This is a genomic window from Rhizobacter sp. P2_H2, from assembly GCF_056403375.1.
The window spans coordinates 1-9,079 of record NZ_JBFUFP010000127.1 but is presented as its reverse complement, the minus strand read 5'-3'; the positions used below and the strand labels follow the sequence as shown (position 1 = coordinate 9,079).

Genomic DNA, 9,079 nt, shown 5'->3' with positions numbered 1-9,079 from the left:
CTGCTGGCCGTGGCCGGCACGCTGGCCCTCTCGGCGTGGGCCGAGAACGCACCTCCCGGCCCCGGCTTCAGCCACGGTCCCCGCATGCACCACGCCGGCATGGGCGGCCCGGGCATGTTCATGGGCCGGCCCGAGCAACTCAACCGCATGGTCGACCACATGCTCGACGGCGTCGGCGCCAGCGAGGCGCAGCGCACCCAGATCAAGCAGATCGTGCAGGCCGCGGCCGCCGACCTGAAGACCCAGCACGAATCGGCCAAGGGCCTGCACGAGAAGGGCCTGCAGCTGCTGGCCGCCCCGACCATCGACACCGCCGCCGTCGAATCGCTGCGCCAGCAGACCGAGGCCCAGCACGACCAGGCCAGCCGCCGCATCACGCAAGGCCTGATCGACGTCGCCAAGGTGCTGACGCCCGAGCAGCGCACCAAGCTGGCCCAGCGCATGAAGATGCGCGAAGACCAGATGCGCGATCGCATGCAGCGCATGCAGCGCGACAAGCCCGCCCCGGCCCCGAAGTAACCCACCGGGACCCATCACGGACCGCAAGTTGTGATCTCATTGCGACCTGCCACTTCCAGTGGCCCGCGGTTCGATGCCGCGGGCCCTTCGGCCTTGGAGGCTGACCGACCCATGACATCCCGCGTGCTGTTGATCGATGACGATGCCCGCCTCTCCGCGATGGTGGGCGACTACCTGCGCGGCTCGGGCTTCGAGGTGGAAACCGCCGGCTCGCTGGCCGCCGGCCGCGAGCGCCTGGCCGGTGCCGGCTACGACGCGCTGGTGCTCGACCTGATGCTGCCCGAYGGCGACGGGCTCGACCTGTGCCGCGAGCTGCGCGCCAACCCGCGCACCCGCCAGTTGCCGCTGCTGATGCTGACCGCGCGCGGCGAGCCGATGGACCGCATCGTCGGCCTCGAACTCGGTGCCGACGACTACCTGCCCAAACCCTTCGAGCCGCGCGAACTGCTCGCGCGCGTGAAGGCGCTGCTGCGCCGCGCGACGCCGCCCGCGGCGCCCGACGAGGTGCTGCGTTTCGGCCGCCTCGAGATCGATCTCGGCGAGCGCGTCGCCCGCCTGAACGGCGTGGCCTGCGACCTCACCAGCCACCAGTTCGACCTGCTGGTCGTGCTGGCGCAAAGCTCCGGCCGCGTGCTGTCGCGCGACCAGATCATGGACCTGCTGAAAGGCCATCCGCTCGAAGCCTTCGACCGCTCGATCGACGTGCACATCTCGCGCATCCGCGCGGTGATCGAGGACGACCCGAAGAACCCGCGCCGCGTGCTGACGGTGCGCGGTGCCGGCTACGTGTTCGCGAAGAAGCAGGACGCGGAGGGTGCCGACTGATGATCACCGGGCGTTGAGACCGCGATGCGCACGCTGACGCTGCGGATCTACCTCACCGTCGTGGCGGTGCTGCTGCTGTTCGCCTCCGGATCGGCCTGGCTGTTCCAGCGCCACATGGAAGACGAGCGCATGCGCGCCGACAACGTGCTGTCCGAGCGCATGGCCGCCTGGGGCGACCTGATCCAGCGCTCGCTGCCCGGCGCCGAGTCGCCGCACGAGGACCAGGCCCAGGCGCTGCGCGATTGGTCGCAGCGGCTGCGGCTGCCGCTCGCGCTCGACGACCCGAGCGGCGATCGCATCTCGGCCTCCGATTCGTTCGTGCTGCGCCAGGGCGAAGGCCAGACGCGCAGCTTCCAGATCCACCTCGAAGACGGCCGCACGCTGTGGGTGCTGCGGCCGGGCCTGCGGCGCCCGCCGCCCGATGGCCGCCCCGAGTTCGGGCCGATGCCGCCCAACCTGCCGTTCGTTCCGCCCAGCTGGCAGCGCGGCGTCGGCACGATCGTCGTGCTGGTGCTGCTGTTCGTCGCGGTGGCCGCCGGTGCGTGGCCGGTGGTGCGGCGGCTCACGCGGCGGCTGCAGGCGCTCAAGCGCGGCGTCGAGCAGTTCGGCGCGGGTGAGCTGCACCACCGCGTGGAAGTCTCCGGCCGCGACGAGGTGGCGGCGGTGGCGGCCAGCTTCAACCTCGCGGCCGAGCGCGTCGAGGCGCTGGTGCGCTCGCATCAATCGCTGCTCGCGAATGCCAGCCACGAGTTGCGCTCGCCGCTTGCGCGCTTGCGCATGGCGGTGTCGATGATGGAAGACGCGACGCCCGAGCAGCGCCAGCGCCTGCGTCGCGAGATCGACACCAACGTCGGCGAGCTCGATGCGCTGGTCGAAGAGGTGCTGCTCGCGAGCCGCCTCGACGCGCTGCAGCGTGTCGACCGCGATGAGCCGGTGGAGCTGCTGGCGCTGGCCGCCGAAGAAGGCTCGCGCGTCGGCGCCGATGCCGACGGCAGCACGGCCACCGTGCAGGGCGACGAGCGGCTGATCCGCCGCGCGCTGCGCAACCTGCTCGAGAACGCCCGCCGCTACGGCGGTGGCGACATCACGATCGAGGTGCGCAACGGCGCCGGCCGCGCGTTGGTGCAGGTCTGCGACCGCGGCCCGGGCGTGCCCGAGACGCTGCGCGAGCGGATCTTCGAGCCGTTCTACCGGCTGCCCGGCCATGCCGAGCAGGCGGGCGGGGTGGGGCTGGGGTTGAGCCTGGTCAAGCAGATCGCCGAACGGCATGGCGGCAGCGTGCGCTGCGAGTCGCGTGACGGCGGCGGAAGCTGCTTCGAGCTGAGCCTGCCGCTGGCCTGACCGATCAGGCCGCTGTTCTCAAGCGACCGTCTTCTGGCGCCACAGCCAGACGAGGAAACCGCTCAGGCCCGCCGCGGCCGCCACCAGCCCGGCGGTGCACGCCGACCAGAAGCCCAGCGCGCCATGCAGCGCGGCCGGCGTGTGGCCGGTGGTGTCGAACGCCACCGCATAGCCGCCGCCGAGCCCGATGCCCCAGATCGCGAACGCGTAGATCAGCATCGGCACCGTCGMGAGCCGGTAGGCGCGCAGCACGAACGATGCGATGGTCTGCACCGAATCGGCGATGTGGAACACCGCGACCCAGGCCAGCAGCGGCATCGCGGCGGCAATGATGGTCGCGTTGCTCGTGTAGGCGCCGAGCACGGCCTCGCGCGAGAGGTACACCGCCGCGCCCAGCACGGCCGACAGTGACACGCCGATCAGCAGGCCGTGCCAGCCGATGCGCCGTGCGTCGGCCGCGTCGTGCGCGCCGATGCTTTGCGCCACCAGCGTGCCGCTCGCGTTGGCCAGCGCCAGCGGCAGCATGAACATCAGCGAGACCAGGTTGGCCGCGAGCTGGTGCCCGGCCACCGCGGTGCTGCCGATGCGCGAGATGAAGAACGCCATGAAGGTGAAGCCGGTCACCTCGATCAGGATCGAGCCGCCCATCGGCACGCCCAGGCGCAGCAGCGCGACGATGCTGGCGCGGTCGGGTTTCGGGAACGGATGGCCGCGCAGGCCGAACGCGGCGTAGAAGCTGTCGCGCCGCAGCACCTGCCATGCGAGTGCGAGCTGCAGCCACATCACGAGGGCGGTCGCGACGCCGCAGCCCGCGGCGCCGAGCGCGGGAATCTGCAGCGGGCCGAGCGTCGTGCCGAAGATCAGCGCGGCGTTCAGCGGCAGCTTCAAGGCCAGCGCGCCCAGCTGCAGCAGCATCACGACCGTCGGCCGGGACACGGCCGTGTTGAAGCCGCGGAACGCGGTGAACACCAGCGCCGGGGGCAGCGCGAACGCGAGCGCGCCCAGGTAGCCGCGCACGCGCTCGGCCACCTCGGGCGAGGCCTGCGCGAGCGCGAGAAAGGGCTGCGGCATCAGCAGCAGCGCGCAGCCGGGCACCGACAGCAGCAGCGCGAGCCACACCGATTGCTGGAACTGGCGCCCTGCGCCCGGCAGGTCGCGCGCACCGAACAGCTGGCCGGCGATCGGCCCGATCGCGAGCACGACGCCCATCAGCCCGACGAAGATCGTGATGTAGGTGGCGCCGCCGATCGCGAGTGCCGCCAGGTCGAGCGCGGTGTGGCGAGCCACCATCACCGTGTCGGCGGTGCTGAAGGCGAGCACCGCGAGCTGGCCGATGAACACCGGCCAGGCCAGGCGCGCGATGCGGCGCGCGCTGTCGAGCAGACCGTGCCCCGTCACGCGGCCGGGCTTTCGCCGGAAGAGGTGGCTTGCGCGCGTTCGGCGTAGCGGTTGAAGCGCCAGGCGGTGCCTTCCATCGTGATGCGCCGCCAGGTGATGCGCTTCTCGGCCGGCGACATCTCGGTCCACAGCTGCACCTCGTCGAAGGTGCGGCCGCAGCCCTTGCAGATGTCGTCGCCCTGGCTCGTCGAGCAGATCGCGATGCACGGCGCATCGGGCGTGCTGGCATACCACTGCAGCCAGGCGTCGCGCGCCTTGGCGGGCATCGACGCCTCGTCGCACTCGCTCTCGTGGTAGTAGACGAGCAGCGCATACACCTCGGCCAGCGCCAGCACCTGCGGACAGGCGGTGATGCCGTCCGGCGAGGGGCTGCGATCACGCCACCAGTTGATGGCGGATTCGATGTCGGTGATGTGGATGGCGGCCATGCGGGAACCCTGCGGGGGGCAGAGCATAGCGCGGGGCGAAGACCCCCGCAGCGCGGGTTATTCCTGCGCTGCGGCCAGCGCGGCGAGCGCCTGCTCTACCACGCCGCGCTCGGCGCCCAGTTCGACCGGCGCACCGGCCAGCGCGGCTGCACCTTCGGTCTTCAGCCGCTTGACCCATGCCCCGGCCTCGCGGCCTTCGGTGAAGCTGCGGCTTTGCAGCAGCACGAGGTTGTCGGATGCGGTGAGCTTGAAATAGAACAGGCCGTCGGCTTCACGGTATTGCTTGAAGACGGGCAGTTTCGGCGCTTCGGCCGCGACCGTTGCCGTGCTGGCGCGCACGACGGCCTTCATCGAGCGCAGCCCCACCGCGCCGCGCAGCTCCTGCAGGAACGGCGTCGCGATCGCACGCGCCTTGCGGGCGCCGACCAGCAGTGCTTCTTCGATGCGCTCCGGGTGTGCCATCAGGTCGGCGTAGTGCGCGCGCATCGGCCCTACGTGGGCTTCGATGCGCTCGACCAGCCGCTGCTTGGCCTCGCCCCAGCCCAGGCCGTCGCGCAGTTCGGCGCGGAAGGCGCTGCGCTGCTCGGCGCTCGCGAAGGCGTCGTGGATCGTCACCAGGTGCGAGTTGTCGGGGTCCTTCGGCTCGCCGGGCAGCTTCGAGTCGGTGACGATCAGTGCGATCGCCTCCTTCAGCGCCTTCGGGCCGCCTTCGAACAGCGGGATCGCGTTGTCGTAGCTCTTCGACATCTTGCGGCCGTCGAGGCCGGGCAGCATCGCGACGGCTTCGTCGATCTGCGCCTGCGGCAGCACGAACAGCTCGCGCTGCTTGCCGAACAGGTGGTTGAAGCGCTGCGCGACATCGCGCGCCATCTCGATGTGCTGCACCTGGTCGCGCCCGACCGGCACGCGGTGGGCATTGAACAGCAGGATGTCGGCCGCCATCAGGATCGGGTAGCTGAACAGGCCCATCGTGATGCCGTCGTCGGCGTCCTTGCCCTGCGCCTCGTTGGCATCGGTCGCGGCCTTGTAGGCGTGGGCGCGGTTCATCTGGCCCTTGGCCGTCACGCAGGTGAGCAGCCAGGTGAGTTCGGGCGTCTCGGGGATGTCGCTCTGGCGGTAGAAGGTGACGCGCTCCGGGTCGAGCCCGGCCGCCAGCCAGGTGGCGGCGATCTCCAGGCGCGAGCGCTCGATGCGGTCAGGCTCGTCGCACTTGATCAGCGCGTGGTAATCCGCGAGGAAGAAGAAGCTCTCGACGCCGGGTTCGCGGCTGGCCGCGATGGCGGGGCGGATCGCGCCGACGTAGTTGCCGAGGTGGGGAGTGCCGGTCGTGGTGATGCCGGTGAGCACGCGTTGCGTCATGGTGGGGCGCATTGTAGGTGGGCACTACACTGCCGGCCGATGAAGCGCATCGTGATCCTGATCTCCGGCCGCGGCTCCAACATGGAGGCCATCGTGCAGGCCTGCGCCGCCGAAGGCTGGCCGGCGCGGGTCGCGGCGGTGATCAGCAACCGGCCCGACGCGGCGGGGCTTGCGTTCGCTCGCGAGCGCGGCATTGCCGCGGTGGCGGTGGATCACAAGCGCTTCGACGATCGCGAGGCCTTCGACGCGGAGCTGGCCGCGGTGATCGAGGGCTACGAGCCCGACGTGCTGGTGCTGGCCGGCTTCATGCGCATCCTGACCGACGGGTTCGTGCAGCGCTTCGCGGGCCGCATGGTCAACGTGCATCCATCGCTGCTGCCGGCGTTTCCGGGGCTGCACACGCACCGCCGGGCGATCGAATCGGGCTGCAAGCTGGCCGGCGCGACGGTGCATTTCGTGACGCCGGCGCTGGACCACGGGCCGATCATCGCGCAGGCCGCCGTGCCGGTGCTGCCGGGCGACACCGAGGCCAGCCTGTCGGCGCGCGTGCTGGCGCGCGAGCATGTGATGTACCCGCGCGCGGTGCGCTGGCTGGTGCAGGATCAGTTGCGGGTCGACGGCGATGTCGTCATGCACACGGCGGGCGAATCGCAGCTGCTCTAGAAGCAGGCTCAGATCAGGCTGGCAGCGATGTTGATCGCCAGTGCGAGGATCGCGGTGTTGAACGCGAACGACAGCAGCGCTTGCATCAGCACCGTGCGGCGCATCGCGCTGCGCGTGACCACGACGTCGGACGTCTGCGACGCGACCGCGATCGTGAACGAGAAGTACAGGAAATCCCAGTAGTGGCGCGGTGCTTTCGGGTCGCCGGGAAACACCAGCCCGCACTCGCCCGGCGCCGCATCGTCGGCGAAATAGGCACTGGCATAGCTCAGCGCGAACAGCGTGGGCAGCAGCAGCCACGCACCGATCACCGTGATGAGCGCAGCCGCGATGTGCGGCAAGGCCTGCAGGGGCGTGGCCGCCTTGGCGCTCGACAGCTCGACGCCGATCGCCGCGAGGCTCGCGACGGCTGCCGCGACGACGACCAACAGCACCACGCCGTGCCCCTCGGCCTGCGCGACCGCGGTGCGGCGCAGGTGATGGTGATCGGCACGCGACATGATCCAGAACGCCTGCGCGAGGTACAGCCACACGGCCACGTTCCAGCCGAGCAGCAGGTAGGGCGGCGAATGGCTGGGCAGCGGCGCCAGGGCGGCGACCAACGCGCCGGTGCCGACCGATATCACCAGGTGCGGCCGGGCGCGCAGCTGCTGGATCAGCGTTCTCATCGCGCGGGCAGCGGCTCGAAGCGTGGACGCACGACGCCGTCGATCTCGACCGTCCCGACGAACATCGCGAATGGCCGCACCCACCAGCCGGTGTCGTTGTACAGCGGGCGGTAGACCACCATCGGCTCCAGCGATTCGCTGTGGCGCGCGACGCCGATCACCTCGTACTCGCCGCCCTTGTAATGGCGGTAGAGGCCCTTCTCGAGGGACGGCAGCGGCGGCAGATCGGGTTCGGTCATGGGGGCAAGGATAATCGCGGGATGCATCCCAACGCCCTGCTCGAACTCGCCACTGAACTGTTGCACCGCGTGCTGCGATTCGACACCCCCGCCGACAGCGTCGTGTCGGCCTTCTTCAAGGAACACCGTGCGCTCGGTGCCCGCGAGCGCCACACGCTGGCCGAGACCACCTACACCGTGCTGCGCAAGCGGCTGCTGTTCCAGCACCTGGCCCAGTCGGGCAAGGGCGAGATGGAGCGCCGGCTGGCGCTGCTCGGCTGGCAGGGCAACGAAGGCTTCCTGCGCGCCGCGATGAACGACTTCGAGCAGCACTGGCTGCCCAAGGTGCAGGCGGTGGACGCCGCGGCGCTGCCCGACAAGCTGCGCCACAACCTGCCCGAATGGCTCGCCGAACGGCTGCAGGCCTCGCTCGGCGAGGAGTTCTGGCCGCTGGTGAACAGCCTCAACGAGGGCGCGCCGCTGGACCTGCGCGTCAACACCTTCAAGGCCAAGCGCGAGGACGTGCAGGCGGCGCTGGCCGCCAAGGGCATCGACGCGCAGCCGACGCCGTTCTCGCCGTGGGGCCTGCGGGTCCAGGGCAAGCCGGCGGTGAACAAGCTCGATGTCTTCACCGCGGGCGACGTGGAGGTGCAGGACGAGGGCAGCCAGCTGCTGGCGCTGATCACCGATGCCAAGCGCGGCGAGATGGTGGTGGATTTCTGCGCGGGGGCGGGCGGCAAGACGCTGGCGCTCGGCGCGTCGATGCGCAACACCGGGCGGCTCTACGCCTTCGACACCTCCGGCCACCGGTTGGCGGCGCTGAAGCCGCGGCTCGCGCGCAGCGGGTTGTCGAACGTCTACCCGGTGCAGATCACGCACGAGCGCGACGACCGCATCAAGCGGCTGGCCGGCAAGATCGATCGCGTGCTGGTCGACGCCCCCTGTTCGGGGCTGGGCACGCTGCGCCGCAATCCCGACCTGAAATGGCGCCAGTCGCCGGAATCGGTCGAGGAGCTGCGGGTCAAGCAGACCGCCATCCTCGACAGCGCGGCCCGGTTGCTGAAGCCCGGCGGCCGGCTCGTCTACGCGACCTGCAGCCTGCTGGAGGCCGAGAACGAAGGCATCGCGCAGGCCTTCAGCGAATCGCACGCCCGCGAGTTCACGCCGGTGGATGCGACCGCGGCGCTGGAGAAGGCGCATGCCGGCACGCCGGGCGAACTCGTCACGAACGGTTTCGTGCGTCTCTGGCCGAACCGGCACGCGACCGACGGGTTCTTTGCCGCAGTCTGGGAGCGCCGTTGACGCTGGTGGTGCCGCGGATGTGAGTGAGCGCTGACGGCTGGTGCGTTGATTTCGATCAATGCGCCACCATCTGCGGAACTGAATGGTGCAAACCCCGCTCTTCCATCGGGTTGTTTGTTGGGAGGGCCCCCTACAATGCGGGACCCGTTTCTTGTGTGACGGTGCAAAGGCGCTTTGATGAATCTGTTGATGACGGTCTGGGATGCTCTGGTGAACTGGCTGGCAAACGGCCTGGTCGAAACCACGTGGTGGCAAATTGTCATCATTGCGCTGGTTCTGACCCACATCACGATCGCATCCGTCACGATCTTCCTGCACCGCTCGCAAGCACACCGATCGCTCGATCTGCATGCGGCAC

The 9,079-nt window shown here is 70.1% G+C and carries 10 protein-coding genes and 1 pseudogene; 6 read left to right on the top strand and 5 right to left on the bottom strand.

Translation table 11 applies throughout. The features are described 5' to 3' along the window. From AC1D15_RS10105 to AC1D15_RS10095, 3 genes are all read left to right on the top strand, one after another. Window positions 1-519, top strand: a 519-nt coding sequence (locus tag AC1D15_RS10105; protein ID WP_477825874.1) for a Spy/CpxP family protein refolding chaperone, incomplete at its 5' end; no start/stop codon positions are given. Between the two features lie 111 nt (window positions 520-630). Further along, the gene (locus tag AC1D15_RS10100) at window positions 631-1,344 is read left to right on the top strand and encodes a response regulator (protein ID WP_465114202.1); all 714 of its coding nucleotides are present in this window, start codon (window positions 631-633) and stop codon (window positions 1,342-1,344) included. Between the two features lie 24 nt (window positions 1,345-1,368). After that, the gene (locus tag AC1D15_RS10095; RefSeq protein WP_047507508.1) at window positions 1,369-2,685 is read left to right on the top strand and encodes a sensor histidine kinase; all 1,317 of its coding nucleotides are present in this window, start codon (window positions 1,369-1,371) and stop codon (window positions 2,683-2,685) included. An 18-nt stretch (window positions 2,686-2,703) separates the two neighbouring features. Here the strand turns inward: AC1D15_RS10095 and AC1D15_RS10090 are convergent, their stop codons facing one another. The 3 genes from AC1D15_RS10090 to AC1D15_RS10080 are packed head-to-tail and all read right to left on the bottom strand — an operon-like array spanning window position 2,704 to window position 5,870. Continuing rightward, window positions 2,704-4,083 carry an MATE family efflux transporter gene (locus AC1D15_RS10090; RefSeq protein WP_477825873.1) on the bottom strand — a complete coding sequence of 460 codons (1,380 nt, stop codon included), beginning with the start codon at window positions 4,081-4,083 and terminating at the stop codon, window positions 2,704-2,706. Then, on the bottom strand, window positions 4,080-4,511 hold the full coding sequence (locus tag AC1D15_RS10085) for a DUF3717 domain-containing protein (protein WP_047507512.1): 432 nt from the start codon (window positions 4,509-4,511) through the stop codon (window positions 4,080-4,082). Before AC1D15_RS10085 ends, AC1D15_RS10090 begins: the two co-directional genes overlap by 4 nt. 57 nt (window positions 4,512-4,568) lie before the next feature. Further along, window positions 4,569-5,870, bottom strand: coding sequence for a tryptophan--tRNA ligase (locus tag AC1D15_RS10080; protein WP_477825872.1), 1,302 nt, complete (start codon window positions 5,868-5,870; stop codon window positions 4,569-4,571). Window positions 5,871-5,909: 39 nt separating this feature from the next. Here AC1D15_RS10080 and purN point away from each other — a divergent pair, with 39 nt between their 5' ends. Beyond that, a complete protein-coding gene (gene purN / locus AC1D15_RS10075) occupies window positions 5,910-6,533 on the top strand; it encodes a phosphoribosylglycinamide formyltransferase (protein ID WP_477825871.1) in 624 nt (207 codons plus the stop codon). Between the two features lie 8 nt (window positions 6,534-6,541). Here purN and AC1D15_RS10070 read toward each other — a convergent pair whose 3' ends face one another. Both AC1D15_RS10070 and AC1D15_RS10065 read right to left on the bottom strand, forming a co-directional pair. Beyond that, window positions 6,542-7,201, bottom strand: coding sequence for a DUF1345 domain-containing protein (locus AC1D15_RS10070; RefSeq protein WP_477825870.1), 660 nt, complete (start codon window positions 7,199-7,201; stop codon window positions 6,542-6,544). Next, the gene (locus AC1D15_RS10065) at window positions 7,198-7,440 is read right to left on the bottom strand and encodes a DUF1653 domain-containing protein (RefSeq protein WP_477825869.1); all 243 of its coding nucleotides are present in this window, start codon (window positions 7,438-7,440) and stop codon (window positions 7,198-7,200) included. Before AC1D15_RS10065 ends, AC1D15_RS10070 begins: the two co-directional genes overlap by 4 nt. 21 nt (window positions 7,441-7,461) lie before the next feature. Here AC1D15_RS10065 and AC1D15_RS10060 point away from each other — a divergent pair, with 21 nt between their 5' ends. Next, on the top strand, window positions 7,462-8,721 hold the full coding sequence (locus tag AC1D15_RS10060) for an RsmB/NOP family class I SAM-dependent RNA methyltransferase (protein ID WP_477825868.1): 1,260 nt from the start codon (window positions 7,462-7,464) through the stop codon (window positions 8,719-8,721). 177 nt (window positions 8,722-8,898) lie between these two features. After that, a pseudogene (locus tag AC1D15_RS10055) lies at window positions 8,899-9,079 on the top strand (acyl-CoA desaturase); the annotation flags it as partial.

Bases quoted from the DNA above. Each gene is read 5' to 3' on its own strand.
- AC1D15_RS10095 (WP_047507508.1), top strand. From the start codon at position 1,369: ATGCGCACGCTGACGCTGCGGATCTACCTCACCGTCGTGGCGGTGCTG.
- AC1D15_RS10085 (WP_047507512.1), bottom strand. From the start codon at position 4,511: ATGGCCGCCATCCACATCACCGACATCGAATCCGCCATCAACTGGTGG.
- AC1D15_RS10080 (WP_477825872.1), bottom strand. From the start codon at position 5,870: ATGACGCAACGCGTGCTCACCGGCATCACCACGACCGGCACTCCCCAC.
- purN (WP_477825871.1), top strand. From the start codon at position 5,910: ATGAAGCGCATCGTGATCCTGATCTCCGGCCGCGGCTCCAACATGGAG.
- AC1D15_RS10070 (WP_477825870.1), bottom strand. From the start codon at position 7,201: ATGAGAACGCTGATCCAGCAGCTGCGCGCCCGGCCGCACCTGGTGATA.
- AC1D15_RS10065 (WP_477825869.1), bottom strand. From the start codon at position 7,440: ATGACCGAACCCGATCTGCCGCCGCTGCCGTCCCTCGAGAAGGGCCTC.
- AC1D15_RS10060 (WP_477825868.1), top strand. From the start codon at position 7,462: ATGCATCCCAACGCCCTGCTCGAACTCGCCACTGAACTGTTGCACCGC.